Here is an 18838-nt window from a genome sequence, read left to right as displayed (position 1 = left end):
ATCGGTCGAACCTGCTCTCTCGTCCAGCGGACGACCAGAATGCTCCTCAACACGGAGTCGTCAACTGTAGATCTGCAGGCAGGGATCCACCCCGGCACCGCCGCGCCGCCCCTGAACCAGGTGCCTGACAGGGGTCAGCTCACCTTCACACGAATGTGTGAACGACCGCGTGGACCCTGTGTCGCGGGTCGGCGCAAGCAGGGTCACAGGTGGTCGACGTCGGCCTCGACGGCTTCGAAGGCCTTGCGTGCCGCGATGAGCACCGGGTCCCAGACCGGTGCGAACGGCGGCGCGTACGCCAGGTCCAGGGAGAGGATCTGGTCGACGGTCATCTCGTTCCAGATGCAGACCGCCAGGGCGTCGATGCGTTTGGCGGCCGCCTGCCGGCCGACGACCTGCGCGCCGAGGAGCCGTCCGCTGCGTCGCTCGGCGATCATCTTGACGCGGATGGGCTGGGAGCCGGGGAAGTAGCCGGCCTTGGTGGTGGAGTCGACCGAGGCGGTCACGAACGAGTACCCGGCGGCCAGGGCCTCCTGACTGGACAGACCGGTGCGCGCCACCTCCAGGTCGCAGACCTTGGTAATCGCGGTACCGATCACGCCGGGGAAGGTGGCGTACCCGCCGCCGATGTTGATGCCGGCGACGCGGCCTTGCTTGTTCGCGTGCGTGCCGAGCGCCACGACCACCGGCTGGGAGGACAGGCGATGCCGGGACTCCACGCAGTCCCCGGCCGCCCACACCCCGTCAACCGTGGTGCGCATGCGGACGTCGACCGCGATCCCGCCCGAGGTCCCCAGCGGGATCCCGGCCTGCTGCGCGAGCCCGACGTTGGGCCGGACACCGAGGCCCAGCACGACCAGGTCGGCGGGTAGTTCCCGTCCGCTGGCGGTCACCACGGCCCGGGCCCGCCCGTGGCTGTTGGTCTGTACGGCGACGACCTCGTCGGACAGAACGAGGTCGATGCCCACGCCGCGGACCGCGTCAGCGATGAACGCCCCGATGTCCGGGTCGAACGTTCCCACCGGCGTGGCGGAGCGATCGACCACCGTGACCTGCAGGCCGCGGATCCGGCAGGCCTCGGCGATCTCCAGGCCGATGTAGCCGCCGCCCACCACCACCACGTTCCGCACCCGGCCGCTGTCGAGCTCCGCTCGCAGGGCGGCACCGTCGTCGAGGGTCTGCACCCCGTACACGCCGGCCGCGCCCATCCCCGGTACCTGTGGGCGCATCGGAACGCTGCCCGCGGCGTAGACCAGCTCGTCGAACGGCTCGGCTCCCGTGCCGCCGCCCTGCACGTCCCGCCACAACACCACCCGCCGGTCCAGCTCGATGCTGGTCACCTCGGTGCGCAGCCGCACGTCGATACCGGCGGCGCGGTGCTCGTCGGGACTACGGGCGATCAGCTCGGCCTCGCTACCGACCGTGCCCCCGATCCAGTACGGGATCCCGCAGGCGGAGTACGACGTCGCCCGGCCCCGCTCGAACATCACCACGTCAAGTTCCGGCTGCCGCTTCTTCGCCTGAGACGCGGCACTCGCACCGGCGGCGTCGCCACCGATCACGATCACCCGCCGTCCCATGGCGACTGACCGTAGGGCACCTCTCGCCATGCCCTACGGCCCTGGGCACCACACGCGCCATGGGAACCACGGAGAGAGCACCTGCTTCCCAACGGGTCACAGCCGTCCCTGAGGCGGTCGCCTACAGCATGGAGCCGAGGTCGGAGCCCACGGTCGGGTACGCGGCGGTGGCGGACTTCAGCTGGCGGGTGGTGAGGCCGAGCTTGATGGCCAGGCCGAGGGTGTTGATCAGCTCGCCGTACTCCGGGCCGAGGAGGTGGGCGCCGACGACCTGGTCGGTCGACCGGTCGATGAGGATCTTGGCGGCTGCGGTGGTCTCGCCGATGCGGTAGTTGGAGTACCAGCCGCTGGTGTCGGAGTAGCGGACGGCGAGGTCGATGCCGTGCTCACGGGCCTCGGACTCGAGCATGCCGACGCGGGCCAGCTCGGGGATGGTGAAGACCGCGGTGGGGATGCCGCTGTACTCCGGCGCCGTGGTGGTGGCCTTGATCATGTTGGAGGCGGCGACCTTGGCCTCGAAGACGGCGACGGGGGTGAGCGGCATGCCGTCGGTGTCGGCTGAGTCCCCGGCGGCCCAGACGGCCGGGTTCGTCGTGCTCTGCAGGTGCGCGGCGACGTGGAGGCCCCGCTCGCCCCACTCGACGCCGGCGGCGTCCAGGCCCAGGTCGGCCAGTCCCGCGACGCGTCCCGCACCATGGACCACGAGGTCGGTCTCGACCGTCTCCTCGACGCCGTCGTGGGCGAGGGTGACCTCGAAGGCACCGCCGGCAGGTCGGACGTCGACGATCGTGGTGGTGCGGCGCAGCTGGACGCCGACCTGTCGGCCGCGGTCGACCAGGAGCTCGACGAGGTCGGGGTCGAAGCCCTTCAGCGGTCGTTCGCCGCGGTCGACGATGACTGGCGAGCTGCCCGCGCGGGCGGCGATGTGGGCGAACTCGAAGGAGATGAAGCCGCCTCCGACGAACAGGATCCGGGAAGGCAGCTCCTGCAGCTCCAGGAAGTCGGTGCTGTCGATGAGGTGCTCGTGGCCGGGGAAGTCCAGGGGCCGGGGCCGTGCGCCGGCTGCAACCAGGAACCGTTCCGCGTCGTAGGCCGACCCGTCGATGTCCAGCTGGCGGGGACCGGTGAACTTCGCGCGGCCGTGCAGGGCGGTGACTCCGCTGCCGCTCAGCCCGTCTTCCATGCTGGCGGGGACTGAGTCGGTGAAGCCGTGCTTGTGCGTCATCAGGTCCGCCCAGTTGATCGACAGACCGGTGTCGTCGATGCCCTTGCCGCGCATCAGGCGCGCGCTGTCGATGACCTCGGCGCCCCGTCGCAGGATCTTCTTCGGGTCGCAGCCCCGCAACGCGCAGGTACCCCCGTAGGGCAGAGCGTCGACGATGGCCACCTGCCATCCCTGGGCTGCGCCCTTGTGCGCGGCTGCGACACCGGCCATGCCGGCGCCGATGACGATCAGGTCGAAGTGCTGGCTCATGAGCGGTACTCCCTGCTGCCGGTGCTTCTGCTGTCGGTGTTGCTGCTGGTGGCGGTCCTCACCGTCGCCGCAGCCACGGGCTCGCCCGCTCCCGGCTGAGTGCGGGACCCGTCGAGCCGTCGGCCCGGACGATCCGTACCCACCCGAAGGCGGTCAGCCCGACCCCGAGCCCGACCAGGGCCCAGCTCTGCAGGGACAGTCCGGTGATCGCGCCCAGGACCCCCAGCGAGAGCAGGATCGGCAGTCCGCAGCAGAGTCCCAGTGCGGCGCCGACCGCGGCGATCGGCCCGACGGTGGCGATCCGGTCACGCATCGGCCAGGACCGCCCGCAGCTGATCGAGCGTGGGTGCGCCCTGGTACCCGTCCGGCGTGGCGAACCGGCGACACGAGAGGCCCACCTTGGCGTCGGGCGCGGCGAACGGGTCCACGCCGTTGACCTTGATGCTGGGCGAGCCGTGGAACCGGGTGCGCTCGGCCTCCTCCGGGGTGTTGACCAGGTGGCGGCTCACGCGGATGCCCGGGCGCTCGGCGGCGAGAACAGCCAGCCGTTCCTCTGCGACCTTCCGGTTCGGGCAGTCCTCGAAGTAGAGCAGCGTGATCTCCATACCGACGACGCTAAACCTTGACCCGCGGTACAAGGTCAAGTCGTAGAGTCGACCTCATGCGCATCGGAGAGGTCGCAGCCGCGGCCGGCGTGCCGACGCAGACCATTCGCTTCTACGAACGCCGGGGTCTGCTGCCCCAGCCGCAGCGCGGCGCCAACGGCTACCGCGAGTACGACACCCCGGTCCTGGCCCGGCTCGCGTTCATCCGCAGCGCACAAGCCGCCGGACTCACCCTGCTCGAGATCGCCAGCATCCTCCAGCTGCGTCGCGAGGGCACCGTCCCGTGCGGTCACGTCGATTCCCTGCTCCACACGAAGCTGGACTGCATCCGGGCCCGCCGACGCGAGCTCGCCATCCTCGAGGCCGAGCTTGAAGGCCTCATAAGCCTCAGCGACCGACTTGACCCCGCCGACTGCACCGACACCACGATTTGCCACATCATCGCCCCCGCCGGCACGACCCTCGCGCCAACAGGTGACACCTGACCCGCGGTGTCCGATAACCGACCCATCAACGGGAACATGCTGTTCGACCGCTCGACGTCCATCCACCTGGGCGCCACCGTGCCGCATGACCCGACCGGACGGGCGTCCCGTGCGGGTGCCCCGACTGGCTCGTCGTCCCTCGCCTATGGCCGAAGTTCCAGTTGCTGTGGCCGTGGGGGCGCCGCGAGGCGGCTCGCGGAGGCAGCGGCGGGTACGGCGGCTTCGATCGCGGGCCGTGCCTGCGATACGTCCGCGGACAGCACGGCGGCGACAGTCGCCGCATCGTGACCTCGTACCCGCAGGCGATGTGCGCGCTCTCGCCGTCGGTCGGGGCTGTCGAAGCTGCGCCGGTCGCGCATAGCGACGGCAGGCTCGCTGTTCTCGCTGTCCGCCGGAATGCGCCTGGCCTCCGCCAGCTGCGCGCCGGAATCGGCGGCGGGCGCGCTCTGCGCAGTCACGGAACGGCTGGCCGAGGAGCGGTCTGGCTGCCGAAGCCATTGATCCGTGCGAACGCCGTCTCGCAGCAGCACTTGGCGGTGAATCATCTCGACCGCGGCCGCTGCTCGGGCGTCAACGGCCTGCCAGTTCACAGCCGTCTGCAGCGCCTCAGCCACCTGCTTCTTCGTGGCGGTCTCCCACCAGGCGTCGCGCTCGACCGGCGCGAGCTGAGCACGGGCGGCTGCACGCTCCGCAGCGAAACGCGCCTGGGTCTCGCGCGTCTCGGCGTCGGCAACACCGCGGGCCTCCTGGGCGGCACGCTCGCGCTCCCGGGCGAGCCTCGCCGTCATCTGGCTGGCCAGCGTCAGCGCGATGCGTACCGCGCCGTCAAGTGCGTCATCGATGCCGTCGGTGTCTTGAGACATCTGTCTCCTCCATCGTGAGCGCGTCGGTCGCCTTCGGCTTCCTCTTCCACCACTGCCGCGGCGCGCTACCTCCCGACCTCGGTGTCAGCCACAGCAGAAGGTTGAGCCGTGACACGACGGTGCTTGATGCTCGTTGGGTTAGAGCCCGGGAGACCGACCGCGGCGCTCGCCCACGCGGTCGGACTGACGCTGGTCACTCGCGCCGGTCTGGCAGCTGTCTTGCTGACCTGAACGTCCGCGCGCACCGCAGGCAGGCCTGACTGGACCTGGCGCAACTGCTGACGCGCCACCGCGGCGACCTGCGCAGCGCGCTGCGCCTCACCAACGGCCACATGAGCGTCGTGAATCGCCTTGGCGAGGTTCATCAGCTGTCGCAGCAGGATCGCCTGTGCGACCGACCCTCGTCCGCCGCGCGAGAGCGACGCAAGGAGCAGAGTCGCGCCCTTGACCGCCGAGACGTCGGCAGGGCGCGACGCGGGTACGTCGGCCGCCCTGACATGTGCCGACCGAGCCAGCGCGTCCGCGGCTTCGGCGAGCGGCCCGGGGGTCTGCTCGACACGCAGCGACCATGCGGCGAGCGCACCTGCGGTCTCGTGCGCGACGTGCGCCCACGCCGCGCGGTCAGTCACGGACACCTGCCGGAGCCGCTCCCGAAGCGCCGCGATGTCGCGTCCGTACTCCTGCCACAGTCGCGGAGCCGGCTCCCGTGTCTCCCGCCCCGGCCGCACGAGGCGGGCGCCGCGGCGCGCGGCATTCCACTCCGCCACCGCCTCGCTCGCGCCGGTCGGAGTGTCCGGCCACTCCCGCCGGAGTCGAGGCAGACTGAGGTCCTTGTCCAGGTGGCCGCCGCCGTACCAGACGGGACGTTCGGCCGCCGTCCCCTTCGCACCCCCGGTGGGGCGTAGGGCGACCGAGTACCCGGCTACGACGTCGTCTCGACCCGCCGCGTAGCGAGGTCGCACGAGCAGCCCACCGCGGCGAAGCCGACGCACGAACTCGGCCTCGTCCGCTGCGGCGCCGGCATGGGCCCGCACCGCGCGGGCGAGCGCCGCGCGCGCCGGTTCGACCTCACCCCGACGCTGCGCGGTCGCGAGCTCCGCCGGCTTGTACCCACGTCCCCCTCGACCGACCGCGCGGGACTCCAGCACCTGCAGCCCGTTCTTGGCCTCGAGCTCGCCGGCGACTCGTTGGGCAGTGCGCCGGTCGTTCCACACGGACGCCTTCGTGCCGTCCTCCCGCACCAGCGACACAGCGAGGTGCACGTGGTCGTTGCCGTTTGCGGACACCCCGTGCCGAACGGCCACCCAACGGCACCCCGCTCGTCCTACGACCTGACCGTCCTCGTCGGTGCGGGTCTCGTCCGAGAAGCCCATCCCCTCGACGAATTCGCGCGCGATCTCTGCCCACTGCTCGTCGCTCAGCTGGCCCTCGTCCGCGCGAAGACTGAGCGAGCAGTGCCACACCGACCCTCCTGCGACCTCGACGCCGAAGGCGCGGCGCGGCTGGTCGAGCTGCGCGGCGATGGCAAGCGCCGTGGGGCGATCGAGGACGGCGGTGCCGTGCCACGTCATGACGGACACGTCGCCGGCAACCAGGTGCGGGTACGTGTGCTCGTTCGCTCGCCCCGGGCCCTGCAGGTACGCCAACAACCCACCCATGCGGCTGCCGCGGGTGATGTTCGGCATCACGGCTCGCTCAGCGCCTCGACGACCGCGTCAATCCGCACAACGACCCGCCGCACGGCCACCAGCGTCGCCGCGGCTTCATCGGGAAAGCCGAAGCCCGAGTTGGCGTGACGCGCGAGCTGGTTCACGTTGTTGCTGACGGCGGCAAGCAGCCGCCGGACCGAGTAGAGGCCCGCGACGGCGTCGCGGCGCTCCGTCGGCGTCTCACCGCCGCCGCTCATCGCTGCCTCGATGAGCAGCCTCGGCACCGTCACCCTCGAGGCCTCCGCGAGCCGGACGAGGACTGCCTCCTCCTCCGGGGTCACAAGCACCCGGTGGGAGTGGTGCCGGCCACCCGGCACGTTGGCGCGACGGCGGCGCCGCAGCGCACCGGCACCAGACGTCGCGCCGGTCATCCGACGCGATCTCTCAGGCCCAGCGCAGCGACCCCGGCCACGGGGACCGTGCCCCCCGGCACGGCACGGGTGAGGCCGGCGTGAGCGCCTCGACCGCTTACGGCACGCAAGTGCATAGCTTGCTCCGCTCCCTCCTGGCTGTGCGTTCTTCTCCAGGGTGGGCGGCCGGCGAGGCTGTTCACAACAGTCGACACGGATTAGCGCTGTGGATAACAGTTTACGTAGGCTGTCGGCCATGAAGGTACCGACGGTCGACACCGCGCACGTCGAGAAGGCGGCGCGTGCGCTGCTGGACGAGAAGGTCGCCGCGGTGCGCCTGCTCGCGCAGGCACGACAGCGACGCCTGGACGCCAGCGCTGCGCTCGCGGGTGCTGAGCGCGAGGACGCCGGCGCCTGGGCGGCTGCACTGCGGGCTGGCTGGACGGAGGACGAGCTCAAGCGGGTGGGCCTCGACGTGCCGAAGGTCCGCCTGCCTGGACGGCCGCGCACCAGGGCTGCCGCGTCAGCACCAGCGAAGGCCAGTCGTGGGCCCGAGGCCGCCGACGACCGCGCGCCCGAGAGCGAGGACGAGCAGTGAGCGCCACGGGCGACTCGCAGGAGGCACCGCGTGAGCTGCGGAACGCAGTCGCCCTCCTCGACGGCGTCCTGCAGCGGGACGACGTACCGAGCGAGGCACGTCTCGTCATCGCCGACGTCTACGGCGCACTGCTCGACGTCGCGCCTCCGTACGCACCCATCGAACCGCGGGACGTCCGCAGCGGTACGTGGCAGCGTGCGACCCACGACGCCGCTGACGCCCTGGAGCGGCTTATCGAGCAGGAAGCCGCGCCCTCACCGTCACGCTCGGTGCAGTGGGGCATGGCGGTTCGAACCCTGCGAGAGACCGCCCCGCCGTCTTCCTCGCGCGGGGAGTAGGTAGAAGACGGCCGTGGCCAACGACAACTCGACAGGCAGGCCACCGCAGGGTCCTGCCCCCGCGATGGGCGCCCAGCAGTGGAGCGAGTCGTGGCACGCCGTGGGCCACCACGTCGCGCGACTCCTAGCCGCCAAGGAGCCGGTGACTCCCACACACCTTGAGCTGACCCTGGCTGGCCACGGAGCGCTTATCCGGCTGTTGCGCGAGGTCCACCGTGACCTGACCGCGCGGCCACAGCGCGAGCGCGAGCGGCTGCCGGCGGCGCCGTCCATCGAGCTGCTGGAGCGGGACCCGGTCCGTGCGCTCGGCGACGCCTTGGAAAGGCACACCGTCTCCGGGGGTATCGCCGTCTCCAACGTCATGGCGACACGAGCGGCACCGGGTACGTCGGCCGCCTGGCAGTCCCTCGTAAAGGCGGCGACCCTGGCCGGGCACGCCTGGCGCTCAGCGGATCCAGAATCTCGCCCGCAGCAGCACCAGGCGTGGTCCGTGATGGCCGACGTGGCGGCGCTGAGCCAGGCCGCTGCCCTGCTCGATCTCGACATCTCGCGCGCGGCCAGTCGCATGTCGAGCGCATTGCACGAGCGCCTCGCCGTGTCACCCGCCGAGCTGTCCGATCGGTACGCGACGGCCGCGGTCGAAGGACTCCGGGCTGCGGGCGAGCGAGTCCTCTCCATCGCGCAGCAGGGCCCACTGCCGGACGTCGGCCCACTGAGGCAGCCGGTCATGCGCCCGGCCCCGCTTCGCCATCCCGCGCACGTGCCCGACGCACAAGCCGCCATCGCGGAGCTTCTCAACCGTTCCAGCGTCATCAGCCCACGCGACTTCGTGCTGGCCGTCCACGCCCAGGCGCGGCTCATGCAGCACGTCGTCCGCCTCGCCGACGACCCGTCGGTCGCCGACGCCGCAAAGTCGCACCTCGACACACTCAGCCGTGTTGTTCCGCGCGCCTTGGCAACTGTGGAGCCCCGCAGTGACACCCGCGCCCTCCTCCAGAGCCAGGCCGTCCTGTCGTTCGTGTCGGCGATGCAGCCGTCGCACAAGGACGCGGGTCGGGTGGCGGCTGCCCTCGCAAGGAGTCAGCCGGCTCTGATCGACGCTCTTGAACGCACGGCGCTCCGGCAGCTCGGCTCCGGGTCATGGCTCGTGCCGAACCCGAACGAGCGGGCGACGAGCGTGCTGTGGGTCGTGCGCACGCCGTCGGCCACCGCGGACGTTCCCGACGTGGTCATGCGCCTACGGGACACGCGCCCTACCGCCCATGGGGTCGCGACGACGGCTGGGCACAACCCCTTCCCGGCGGGCGAGGCGAGAGCGGCCCTCGCACTCGCTCGGCTCGGGCAGCCTCCACGTGCCATCGTCCCGAGCCGCTTACCGAGCAAGTCGCTCGACCGACCTGCTAGCCCGCGTTCAGTCGCTGGCCGCCCTGTTGTCGTGCTCGAACCGTAGGACTGTCTCCCGCGGAGGGGGTTGAAGCAGCCCACCTATGCGCTGTTCAGCCCGGGCCGATCCCTTCGCTCAGAGCCCCTCGAAACTGCTTGCGGCTACAGTTCGACACTGCGGGCACGACATTCGACAGCAATACGCTGCGGAGCATGCCCTGGGCACCTACAGTCGGCGCATGGCAAGATCAGGAGCCGTCTCGTGAGCCAGCTGGCCGATCTCTGGCGAGCGCCGTCGTTCCGCGAAGCACTGACCGCGATCCTGACGTCTGACGGGCCGCTATATGAGAAAGTAAGGGCGCGGCTGGACGACCCGTCACCGCCAGTCAACACTTACGAACAAGACAGCGATCACACGACCGAGATGGGCATGATTGTCGCACTTGCGACTGCCGAGGCCCTCGTTGCGGCACGCAATATAGACGGCATCGACCAAGTTATCGACGACCTAGAGCACCTGTTTCCGGAGGACAAGCGTGCGATTGCTCGCGAACGGACGCGGGCTTTACTCGAAGACACGCCCAGCGAAAAAATGACGCGGCTTGTCGAGGGGGTTAGAAACACCGCTCTTCCAATACTCGAAGCTAGCTCCGTCCAACTAGACTTCCGAACTGTCTACGAACCAGGGGACGGCGTACTACTAGTCCCGGTGTTCCTCGCGCGACTGGCGTTCGACGAGGCCGCGGTCACCGGCAATGTCGCGGTCTTCCAGTTTGACCTCGAATCCTTCGAAGAATTGTCTAGTGCCCTAGAGCGGGCGAAGCGACGACTTGCCGAAGCAAGGGAGTTCATCCCACGTACTCGCCTCATCGGCACCGACGCCGAAGGACTTACGCCATGAGCGCAGAACAGGTTTCGGCCGCAGCATCGGCACTCCCATGGGTGGAACTAGCCACGGCTGGTTTCGCGCTGCTTGCGGGCGGATTGAACTTGCTTGGACTTCGCAAGGCCAGCGCCAGCAGCAGCGACTTGCGAGATGCAATGGCTGAAATACGTAGCGGCAACCGTGAAAACAATGAAAAGTGGTCGGAAGTTACTCTCGCCGCCATGGAGCACGTGAGGCAACAGTCCGAGCGCTCAGCGGATGCGGCAGAGCGGCGCTTTGCCTCCCTGCGAGAGCATTGCACTGAGCACAGACAGGACATGCGAACGCAGGTCAGAGGGCTGAACGCGCTGGTCACTGAGCTGATCGGGCAACGATCGTGACCTCCCGGCGCCGGTCGAGTATCCTGGCGTGTCGCCGCAAGCAGGAGGTTCAGGTGGTGCTATCTTGGGAGGTTTCGTGCTGACTGTGGCGCTTGCGCTGGCGGCTGTGACCGTACTGACGGGCGTGGCCCTGTGGACGTATGTTCGAATTGATCGTCAGGCCGCCGAGCTAGCACGCGAAATCCGGCTCACCCGGGATGAGCACGTTGGCATGCCCGTACCACTTTGGCTTATCGACCTTGTCGACAAGCAGGATCTGCCAGTGACAGCATCGTCGAGCACCGAATCTTCACGTGGTCTTGCGCTTATGACCGACGAGGTCACCGAAGAGTTGGAAGCGCTTCGAGCCAACATCTCGATCTTGGAGCGCCAGGTTCGGCGATCCTCCGCCGAGACCGAGCGTCGCAGGCTGGCCGAACGTTCGCCGGGGAAGTTCGCCATAGGTCATGGCGGTAGTTGGGCGGCAGGCATCCTTCGAAGCCGTGTGTCTTTCCACCAGCAACCCTTGGCCCTTGAGAGGGGCTTCCCTACCTATGTCAGCATCCTGGCTTCACACAAAATTGCTAAGCGGCCTTCGTCCCGATCTGTGCAGGTAGTCAACGACCGAACCTTGCGCAAAGTCGCGAAGACACCGTTCTTCGTCGAGGTTGCGGGACGAGTTCCAGCACGCTAGAACAACTTCGTGGAGTCGTAACACCCCTGAAGCGGTGAAGCCTTGCGGAGGGCTGTTGTCAGCCTAAGGGCGTGATCCGTTCAATCGCGGTCGCACCTACACCAGTCACTCCGCCAACATGTTTTCGATACGGGCTCGCGCAACTTCGGACCGCCCTTCGACGACGTGCGCGTACACCCGATGCAGCACGGCGACGCTGTGGCCGGCCCAGGCGGCAACCTGCGCGGAGTCGACGCCGGCAGCGAGCCACGTTGACACCGCGGTGTGCCGGAGGTCGTAGGGCCGCCTGGCGAGCGGACTCGCCTGCTCGGCCGGCGACAGGGCTGCCTTCCGGGCTCGCTGCCACACGTCCGTGTACGTGGCGGCGTTGATCGTGCCGCCGTAGGCGCCTCGGAAGAGCCGCTCACTGGGACGGACGTGGAACTCCTTGATGTGGCTTCGAAGGTGCTCGACCAACGGAGGGGCGAGTGGCACCAGCCGCACGTGGCCCTGCGCCCGGTGCTTGAGCTGGCGGCTCGACCGTCGCCCGGAGTCGGACCACGTGCCAGACACCTCAGCGTCGCTCCTGGACAGGTGCAGTCGTCCCCAACCGGTCTCCGGCAGCTCGAGGTCGTCGAGCGTCACGGCGGTCGCCTCGCTCGGCCGGAGGGCCCCGTAATACATGAGGGCGAAGAAGGCGGTCAGGCGCCGCCCCCGCGGCCCCTGAGCGTCGACGGCCGCCAGCAGGGCACGTGCCTGCGCAGGACTGAGCACGGACCGTGCGTCGATCGTCTCGTCGACCCGGGGCGCCTTCCAGCTCATCTTCGACAGCGGGTTGCTGTCGAGGCGGCGGTGCTCGACGGCGAGCTCGAGGGCGTTGTGGAGGACGGCACGCTTGCGAGACACCGTCGTCGGTGCGGCGGGCCGGCCGTCCTGGCGACGGGACAGGGCGTCGAGCAGACCGCGGACGGTGGGTGGGTCCTCGAGCACCGACATGGCGGGAGAGGCGCGCTCCAGCCACCGCAGTGCCTCTCCGAAGTCGGCTGGCGCCTCGCCCGCCTGTCGATTCTGAAGGTGGTACGCCCACGCGAACATCGCCCGTCGTAGGTCAGCTGACGGTGGGCGGCCTTGCGATGAGCGGCTCAGGTGCAGCGTGATGTCGACCAGCGCCTCCGCGAGCGAACGGCGTGAGATGGGCGCGAGCGACGGCCACTTGAGCTCGACGTACGTCATGGACCAGCGCCACCATGTGAGGCCCCGCTCTCGCGCGACCTGCGACTGGGGAAGGCCGCCGTCGACGTCGAACGCCTCTCCCCTTCTGCTCGCCGCCATAAGCATCGAGCGGGTGCTGTCCGCCAAGGCCCGGTTAGTGAAGGTCCGCGAGTGACGGCGCGAACCCACCTGCCAACGGACCCTGTACGTCACAACCGTCTTCCGCACGGTGCGCGAGATGGCGAAGACGCGTACGTCGTAGCAGTCAGTGTCGATGGGTCCGGGCCCGGCCATCAGGACTCGTCGCAGCTGGCGAGCCACTGCTCGAAGTCGTGGCGGCGGATGCGGATCTCACCGTTCGGGAGCTTGAGCGAGCGCGGGCCGCGTCCCTTCGCGCGCCAGTCGTAGTAGGTCGAGCGGGAGACGCCGAGCTCGGCGCAGACCTCCGCGACGGACAGGTGCGTGGTTCGGCTCATGGGGTGTCCTTCCGTGGCCGCGTCGTCGCGGTCATCGAGCGGCTAGCTGGTCGGCGCGGCAGCCCGGGCAGGTGCCGTGGTGGGTGACGTGGTGGTCCGTGCAGCGCTGGGTTGGTCGTGAGGCTCTAGTCGCCGGCTCGTGCTCCCAGCGCTTCAGCCAGGCGAGAGAGAGGTCTGGACGTCTGGGCCGGCCGGCGACGCGGACGAGGACGTCGGCGCCGAGGCGAGCGAGGTGGCGCTCCGCTTCGGCGTCGTGGCGGTCGGACCAGCCCCGCCAGGCGACGTCCGGGAACCGGGAGACGAGCTCCGCCTTCGTCGCCGCCCACGCGGCCGCCTCCGGCGCGGCCAGGCGCCGAGATGTGCCTGGGGCTTGCCTTGCACCGATCGCACCGACCGACGTCTCAGGCGTGAGGTCGACGGGCGACTGCTCGACCGCGTACCGGTCGGATCCACTGGGGCTTCGGGACGGTTCGGGTGCCACGGCTCTGACACCCCGGCCTGCCACAGCCGTGGCAGGGGTACCCCGGTCACGAGGCGACAGGGGTGTCAGTCCGCGGGGGGTGTCGTTCTGCAGGGGGGTGTCGGGCTGATAGGGGGCGCCGACCGCCCCGTTGCCATACGCCCAGCCCGCACCGCGGAGCACGATGCGGTAGAGGTTTGACGTCCCCTCCCGCGCGTCGACGGTGAGCCGTCCGGCCTCTCGAAGCGACCGCAGGTGGCGGCGCACGGTGCTCGGGGAGGAGCGGGTGCGGCGGGCCAGCCTGTTGATGGACGGGAAGCAGGCGCCTTCGTCGTTGGCATGGTCGGCCAGGGCGAGCATGAGCAGCACGTCGCCTCTCGGGAGCGACTCGTCGTCCCACACGGCCGTCATCAGGCGGATGGCCACGGCTGCCGCCTCACGATGCGGGGACCTTCGGGCACAGAGTCAGCAGGCTCTGGTCCAGCACGACCCACGTCCGGTGCCCCCGGGCCCGCTCGTGCTTCTGGGCGACCACATCCGCCACCTCGGTGGCGAACGTGCGGCAGCGTCGACACTCGGTGCAGCCGACGATCGACACACCGAGGTGCGGTCCGCACGCACGGCACTGGGACGGGGTCGAGATCGGTCGGCCACAGGAGCCGCACCTGTACAGCCACGCCGGAGCCACGACCGGCGCCGTCACGACCGTCGGCCCTTGTTGGTGAGTGGCTGCGACTCGGCCTCGAGGCGGCCCGCCAGCTCGTCGAGAGCGAGCAGGAGCCACTCGACGGCGTCGGTCGAGAGATCGGCGCCGGCCACGGCGCGCACCTCATCGTCGATGGGTGGTCCCGGCAGATCCGCCGACGCGTGCCGTTCCGGGAGCGAGCGCAGCCAGGTCTGCAGGGCGCGCGTCTTGTCCAGCACGTCCTCGGCCAGCGTGATGGCGTCGCTCGTCTCGAAGCGGAGCAGCTCGACGCTGTCGAGCGCACCCGCGGCGATGGGCGGAGTGCGAGTGGCCTGCCACGCGGAGCACTCGCTCGGGGGCGCACCGGCCGTCCCGGCCGTCGTGCTCATGCCCCGGCGCCCCTTGGCCGTGAGCAGCCTGCGCAGCGACGCACCGCTGAGGCAATGCATCGGCACCCCGCCGTGCAGTCGTGGTTGTGACGCACGAGTGCGGGCCTGAATCTCGCCGGCTGCTGCATGGTCGTCTCCCCTGCTCGTCCCCGGCGCGGCTCGATGTGTCCGTCGCTGGCCGTGGTCCTCTCGCGTTCCTCGATGACCGCCGGACAGCCATGACATCGGTGAGGAATGGGACGGCGACACCCCGCAACGGGACGCTTTGGGACGTCCTGTCGCGGTATAAACGTCCTATGGCATCCCGGTCGGACAGCAACGAGCGGCTGCGCGCAGCGATCACTGGAAGTGGGCTGTCACTGGCGAGCGTCTCCGAAGCGGTCGGCGTCGACCGCAAGACGGTCGAGCGGTGGGTGAGCGCCGGTCGGGTCCCGCATCAGCGGCACCGTCTCGCCGTCGCCCAGCTTCTCGGTGAGGACGACCTGTTCCTTTGGCCGGAGACGGCGACGAGCCAGCGGGCCGAGTCCGCCAGTCAGGCGGAGTTCGTCGCGCTCTACCCGAACCGCGGCTCGGTCAGCATCGACACCTGGGCGTCACTCATCGACAACGCGACGGAGGCGATCGACGTGCTCGCCTTCGCCGGCAGCTTTCTCCATGACGCCATCCCGGAGTTCGACGAGCGCATCGCAGCAGCGGCTCGACGCGGCGCGCAGGTACGCCTGCTCTTCGGCGACCCCGAGGGCGACGCCGTCGAGCGCAGAGGCGCCGAGGAACGCATCGGGGACCTCCTCTCCGCCCGGTGCCGCCTCACCTGGAACTACCTGCAGAGCGTCCTTGGCACGCCCGGGCTGTCGGCTCGCCAGCACAACACCACCCTGTACGCGTCGATCTTCCGCTTCGACGAGACGTTGCTGGCGAACCCGCACACGTACGGTGCAGCGGCGAGCCAGTCTCCGGTGCTCCACCTTCGGCGACTGCCGGGTGGCCGGCTGTTCAGCACGTACATGAAGTCGTTCGAGCGGGCCTGGGAGCAGGCGACGGACGTGTCTGCCGACTAGCGGCTCCGGCCAGCGCCGCCCCTACCCTCGGTCCATGGCCCGTGTCGACTACATCGACGACCCGAACGCCCCGGCGGCGAACAGCGTCGTCCCGTCGGTGGTCGCGGCCGTGACCGACGAGGACGGTCGGCTGCTCCTGATTCACAAAACCGACAATGACCTCTGGGCCCTGCCAGGTGGCGGACACGAGGTGGGCGAGTCCATCAGCGACACGGTGGTCCGCGAGGTCAAGGAAGAGACCGTCTACGACGTCGAGGTGACCGACATCGTCGGCACGTACACAAACCCCCGGCACGTCATGGCCTACGACGACGGCGAGGTACGCCAGCAGTTCTCCATCTGCTTCCGCGCCAAGCTCGTGGGTGGGGAAGCTCGGACGAGCAGCGAGAGCAAGGCCGTCGAGTGGGTCGACGTCTCGCGGGTCGACGAGCTGCCCATGCACCCGTCGATGCGCCAGCGGGTCGCTCACGCGCTACAGGTACAGTCGCGTCCCCACATCGGCTGACCGGAGGGCTGCCTTCGCGCGCTCGACCGAGGCCACGAGCTCGTCGCGTGAACGAGTAACCGCTCGGTGGACGGGGTCGTCCTCTCCGTAGCGCGACAGGATCTCGGACAGCCTCTCCTCGACGGTCACCACCTGCCCTTGGGGACTCGTAGTGAGGTCGAGGAAAGTCAGCATGTCGAGGTCGTCAAGGTTAGGGTCCGGCAGCGCTGCTAGCTCGTGGGCCAGCCCCCGCTCGTCCGCCTCGTACCGCGCCCCGGAGTGATGGGCCACCAGGGCCACGACCGCGTCGCTCTCGCCCTGCCCGGCGAGGTACCGAGCGCCGTCAAGGGGATGGAAGCCAGTTTCGGCGAGCACGGGTGCGTAACCGATGTCGTGCAGCCAGGCGGCGCGGGTGACGGTCGCCGGGACGACACACGTGTCACGAGCCAGAGCCTCCGCCCGCTGGCCCACCGCCTGCACGTGTCGCCATCGGTCGCCGGTGGCTTGCAGCCAGCGCGCGGCGACCCCGGGGGCATCGCCGAGCGGCTGGGTCATGTTCGCCACGGTACCCAGGTGTCCGTCCCGTTCCACGCTCCCTTGCGAAGCGCCAGCTCGGACGGGGCAAGCGGGACGCCGCTGCCCACGAGGGCGGCGCCCGAGCCGCTGGCCAGCACGTCTCCCGCAGGAGGGTCGGCAACCGGAACGCCTGCAGGCCTCCTCAGCTAGTCGGGCAGCTGAGGACGAAGACCGTTGACCTCGGTGTGCAGGTCGTCGATGCGCTGCACTACGCGGTCCAGCCAGACGTCGTCTATGAAGTGCGCCTCCGGCAGACGCCATCGGTAGAGCCGCGTCCGGCCCTGCTCGTCGGTGGCTGGACGCGCATGCAGAAGGGCATTGCGCTTCGGCGCCACTTCCACCAGCGCTCTGCCGCCGGCTCCCAGGTAGGCCGCGACGTTGTGGGTCGCGCAAGCAGGCGCGAACTCGACGAGCTGTTCGCCCAGCCGTTTCGTGGTCTTCCCCGCGAGGCGGTCGACAGCAAGTTGAGGAGGGACGGCGGCCTGTAAGCGAGGGAGGTCGAAGAGGAGCAGGCCCTCGAGCGATGAGACGAGGTAGGCGACGAGGCCGACCTTGCGGAGGTACTGGTCGTCGGGCAAAGGCGTGCATGACCTCACACGGACACTGTGGCTCGTAGCGAATCGCTTGCTCGACATTGGTCGCCGGTGATAGGCCGCGGGATTCTCAGCAGGGCAGCGGCCGAGGCAGACGACAATGGGAACGCGAGAACGATGGTGACGTTCCGACTATGGGGCGACGGCAGTGAGACCGCTGGTGACTTGGCTGAGCGCCTGGGCGTCCCCTCGGACGACGCAGCCGCGGGCGGGGACGCTGTCGGGCGGGGGCGAAGGGAGTCGCTCTGGTCCATTGCCAGCGGTCCCCGGCCGGAAGACGACGTTGAGCTGACCGTCCAACTGCACCGCGTCATGGACCGACTGGAGCCTGTCGCCGAAGCGCTCTGGGAGTTCGTCCGCGCCGGTCACGAGGCGAACTGGTTCTGCTACGTCGGCTCTCACTCACTTGAGCACGCGGTCGAACTGGACCGAGGAACCCTGCAACGACTTCTGACCTTACCTGGCGAGCTGTGGCTCGACGTTTACCCGGACGACGCAGGAGACGTCTCCCCCTAATCGCCAGGCATCGGCCAGCGTCGCAAGGCAATGGAGCTTCTGACCTCGCTGACCCAGTTCACGAGCGCCCTATCGCCTGGCATCGCTAGCGGCCTGGCAGTGATCAGTGGCCAGTTGAGCCGGATGTGCATCCCGGCTAGCGATCAGTTGTTGGACGGCTGGCTCGAGCCACTCGGCCGCTGACTCGCTACTGGTTTCGTCGCCGGAAGTCGGTCGGCTGATGGGATGAGGTAGCCCAGGCGGCTTGGACGGTCCATGGGGTCGCCTCGACAGCGACTCGCTACTGCGGGGCCTGAGCCAGCGGTCCAGCCTCCTCGGCACCGCTCTCCCAGTGCAACGCCTCACGCACCATCGCGATAGCCACGAGGAGGAAGAACAAGAGGAGCGGAACCGCGAGGTAGTCAGCCAGGGCGATGAGCCGTCGCGGCTCACCATCCGGACCTAGCGCCACGTTGCTCATTTGGCCCGGCGGTGGAAGCGGTCGCGACATGACAGTGACGGTCGCTTCAGTCCCGGCCCGATCGACCGTGCAGGTGTCTCCTGCGCAACTCACGACCCGTGCCTCGTCCTGACCGTAGATGGCGAGCTGGGCGAGGTTGCCGACGACCGTCACTAGCAAGAGCAGGCAGACGACAAAGATGCCGGCAGCTATCACCGCACGCAGCGCCACCCACGTCGGCGCGACCGTGAGGGCGTGTCCCCACCTGCCCAGCGCTCGCTTCGCGTGGCCCATGAGAACAGGGTGCCTGGTTCGCCCCGTCACGTGGTCCGTTCTTCGTGCGAAGCATCACAAGGTCCAATCGCCCGCAGTCCCTCTCGCCTCCCGCGCAGCTCGTCTGGCGCCGCGCGGAGCGTCACCATGGGCATCGTGCGCCCTGGCTGCCTCGTGTCCTCCCTCCCGGCGGCGCTAGGCAACCAGTTGACGATCCCCGGTGGGACGGGCGGGCGAGCCGTTGTTGACCTAGACACATGGGCCTGATGCAGCAGCCACGAAGGGCCGGCGGTGTTGCGCAACTCGCACGTCGTCTCGAGGCTCGTGAAGTGCGGTCCGGCTACCGCAGCGGTAGGCGACCCACGGCAACAACT

The 18838-nt window shown here is 69.4% G+C and carries 24 protein-coding genes; 10 read left to right on the top strand and 14 right to left on the bottom strand.

Going from position 1 to position 18838, the window contains the following annotated elements; translation table 11 throughout:
- Positions 1–203: 203 nt before the first annotated feature.
- The 4 genes from WAB14_RS10850 to WAB14_RS10835 all read right to left on the bottom strand — a co-directional run bounded on the left by WAB14_RS10850 (position 204) and on the right by WAB14_RS10835 (position 3659).
- Entirely contained in the window at positions 204–1580 is a 1377-nt protein-coding gene (locus WAB14_RS10850) for an FAD-dependent oxidoreductase (RefSeq protein WP_340269721.1), read from the bottom strand.
- A 121-nt stretch (positions 1581–1701) separates the two neighbouring features.
- Entirely contained in the window at positions 1702–3054 is a 1353-nt protein-coding gene (locus WAB14_RS10845) for a dihydrolipoyl dehydrogenase family protein (RefSeq protein ID WP_340269719.1), read from the bottom strand.
- 58 nt (positions 3055–3112) lie between these two features.
- Positions 3113–3367: a hypothetical protein gene (locus tag WAB14_RS10840; protein ID WP_340269718.1), complete on the bottom strand. Its 255-nt coding sequence runs from the start codon at positions 3365–3367 to the stop codon at positions 3113–3115.
- The gene (locus WAB14_RS10835; RefSeq protein ID WP_340269717.1) at positions 3360–3659 is read right to left on the bottom strand and encodes a thioredoxin family protein; all 300 of its coding nucleotides are present in this window, start codon (positions 3657–3659) and stop codon (positions 3360–3362) included. The genes WAB14_RS10840 and WAB14_RS10835 overlap by 8 nt, the downstream gene beginning before the upstream one ends.
- Before the next feature lie 56 nt (positions 3660–3715).
- Between WAB14_RS10835 and WAB14_RS10830 the strand changes: the two genes are divergently transcribed.
- A complete protein-coding gene (locus tag WAB14_RS10830; protein WP_340269715.1) occupies positions 3716–4144 on the top strand; it encodes a heavy metal-responsive transcriptional regulator in 429 nt (142 codons plus the stop codon).
- Positions 4145–4287: 143 nt separating this feature from the next.
- Here WAB14_RS10830 and WAB14_RS10825 read toward each other — a convergent pair whose 3' ends face one another.
- From WAB14_RS10825 to WAB14_RS10815, 3 genes are all read right to left on the bottom strand, one after another.
- Entirely contained in the window at positions 4288–5007 is a 720-nt protein-coding gene (locus WAB14_RS10825) for a hypothetical protein (protein WP_340269713.1), read from the bottom strand.
- A 65-nt stretch (positions 5008–5072) separates the two neighbouring features.
- Positions 5073–6692 carry a relaxase/mobilization nuclease domain-containing protein gene (locus WAB14_RS10820; RefSeq protein ID WP_340269712.1) on the bottom strand — a complete coding sequence of 540 codons (1620 nt, stop codon included), beginning with the start codon at positions 6690–6692 and terminating at the stop codon, positions 5073–5075.
- Positions 6692–7087: a MobC family plasmid mobilization relaxosome protein gene (locus WAB14_RS10815; protein WP_340269710.1), complete on the bottom strand. Its 396-nt coding sequence runs from the start codon at positions 7085–7087 to the stop codon at positions 6692–6694. Before WAB14_RS10815 ends, WAB14_RS10820 begins: the two co-directional genes overlap by 1 nt.
- A 235-nt stretch (positions 7088–7322) precedes the next feature.
- Between WAB14_RS10815 and WAB14_RS10810 the strand changes: the two genes are divergently transcribed.
- The 6 genes from WAB14_RS10810 (at position 7323) to WAB14_RS10785 (ending at position 11324) form a co-directional block, all read left to right on the top strand.
- Entirely contained in the window at positions 7323–7664 is a 342-nt protein-coding gene (locus tag WAB14_RS10810) for a hypothetical protein (RefSeq protein ID WP_340269708.1), read from the top strand.
- Complete coding sequence (locus WAB14_RS10805; RefSeq protein ID WP_340269707.1) at positions 7661–8002, top strand: hypothetical protein; 342 nt, start codon at positions 7661–7663, stop codon at positions 8000–8002. Before WAB14_RS10810 ends, WAB14_RS10805 begins: the two co-directional genes overlap by 4 nt.
- Positions 8003–8015: 13 nt before the next feature.
- Positions 8016–9452, top strand: coding sequence for a hypothetical protein (locus WAB14_RS10800; RefSeq protein WP_340269706.1), 1437 nt, complete (start codon positions 8016–8018; stop codon positions 9450–9452).
- Positions 9453–9647: 195 nt separating this feature from the next.
- Positions 9648–10286: a cupin domain-containing protein gene (locus WAB14_RS10795; protein WP_340269705.1), complete on the top strand. Its 639-nt coding sequence runs from the start codon at positions 9648–9650 to the stop codon at positions 10284–10286.
- Positions 10283–10651 (top strand): hypothetical protein, encoded by a 369-nt coding sequence (locus WAB14_RS10790; RefSeq protein ID WP_340269703.1) that lies wholly within the window; start codon positions 10283–10285, stop codon positions 10649–10651. Before WAB14_RS10795 ends, WAB14_RS10790 begins: the two co-directional genes overlap by 4 nt.
- Before the next feature lie 106 nt (positions 10652–10757).
- On the top strand, positions 10758–11324 hold the full coding sequence (locus WAB14_RS10785) for a hypothetical protein (protein WP_340269701.1): 567 nt from the start codon (positions 10758–10760) through the stop codon (positions 11322–11324).
- A 105-nt stretch (positions 11325–11429) separates the two neighbouring features.
- Here the strand turns inward: WAB14_RS10785 and WAB14_RS10780 are convergent, their stop codons facing one another.
- From WAB14_RS10780 to WAB14_RS10765, 4 genes are all read right to left on the bottom strand, one after another.
- Positions 11430–12809: a tyrosine-type recombinase/integrase gene (locus tag WAB14_RS10780; RefSeq protein ID WP_340269700.1), complete on the bottom strand. Its 1380-nt coding sequence runs from the start codon at positions 12807–12809 to the stop codon at positions 11430–11432.
- Complete coding sequence (locus tag WAB14_RS10775; RefSeq protein WP_340269699.1) at positions 12809–12991, bottom strand: helix-turn-helix transcriptional regulator; 183 nt, start codon at positions 12989–12991, stop codon at positions 12809–12811. The genes WAB14_RS10780 and WAB14_RS10775 overlap by 1 nt, the downstream gene beginning before the upstream one ends.
- A 31-nt stretch (positions 12992–13022) precedes the next feature.
- On the bottom strand, positions 13023–13877 hold the full coding sequence (locus WAB14_RS10770; RefSeq protein WP_340269697.1) for a helix-turn-helix domain-containing protein: 855 nt from the start codon (positions 13875–13877) through the stop codon (positions 13023–13025).
- A 273-nt stretch (positions 13878–14150) separates the two neighbouring features.
- Complete coding sequence (locus WAB14_RS10765; protein WP_340269695.1) at positions 14151–14525, bottom strand: hypothetical protein; 375 nt, start codon at positions 14523–14525, stop codon at positions 14151–14153.
- A gap of 413 nt (positions 14526–14938) precedes the next feature.
- Here WAB14_RS10765 and WAB14_RS10760 point away from each other — a divergent pair, with 413 nt between their 5' ends.
- Both WAB14_RS10760 and WAB14_RS10755 read left to right on the top strand, forming a co-directional pair.
- Entirely contained in the window at positions 14939–15583 is a 645-nt protein-coding gene (locus tag WAB14_RS10760; protein WP_340269694.1) for an XRE family transcriptional regulator, read from the top strand.
- 34 nt (positions 15584–15617) lie between these two features.
- Positions 15618–16088, top strand: coding sequence for an NUDIX hydrolase (locus WAB14_RS10755; RefSeq protein WP_340269693.1), 471 nt, complete (start codon positions 15618–15620; stop codon positions 16086–16088).
- Here WAB14_RS10755 and WAB14_RS10750 read toward each other — a convergent pair.
- Both WAB14_RS10750 and WAB14_RS10745 read right to left on the bottom strand, forming a co-directional pair.
- Complete coding sequence (locus WAB14_RS10750; RefSeq protein ID WP_340269691.1) at positions 16056–16622, bottom strand: HD domain-containing protein; 567 nt, start codon at positions 16620–16622, stop codon at positions 16056–16058. The two genes, WAB14_RS10755 and WAB14_RS10750, sit on opposite strands and share 33 nt — an antisense overlap.
- 167 nt (positions 16623–16789) lie before the next feature.
- Positions 16790–17239, bottom strand: a complete 450-nt coding sequence (locus tag WAB14_RS10745; RefSeq protein WP_340269689.1) for a hypothetical protein — start codon at positions 17237–17239, stop codon at positions 16790–16792.
- Positions 17240–17353: 114 nt separating this feature from the next.
- Between WAB14_RS10745 and WAB14_RS18240 the strand changes: the two genes are divergently transcribed.
- Complete coding sequence (locus tag WAB14_RS18240; protein WP_377003013.1) at positions 17354–17752, top strand: DUF4279 domain-containing protein; 399 nt, start codon at positions 17354–17356, stop codon at positions 17750–17752.
- 280 nt (positions 17753–18032) lie between these two features.
- Here the strand turns inward: WAB14_RS18240 and WAB14_RS10740 are convergent, their stop codons facing one another.
- Positions 18033–18485 carry a hypothetical protein gene (locus WAB14_RS10740; RefSeq protein WP_340269687.1) on the bottom strand — a complete coding sequence of 151 codons (453 nt, stop codon included), beginning with the start codon at positions 18483–18485 and terminating at the stop codon, positions 18033–18035.
- Positions 18486–18838: the final 353 nt, after the last annotated feature.

It is taken from the genome of Aquipuribacter nitratireducens (assembly GCF_037860835.1).
Taxonomy (GTDB): Bacteria; Actinomycetota; Actinomycetes; order Actinomycetales; family JBBAYJ01; genus Aquipuribacter; species Aquipuribacter nitratireducens.
Note: the sequence above shows the minus strand (reverse complement) of the source record. Positions and strands in the feature narration are given on the sequence as shown.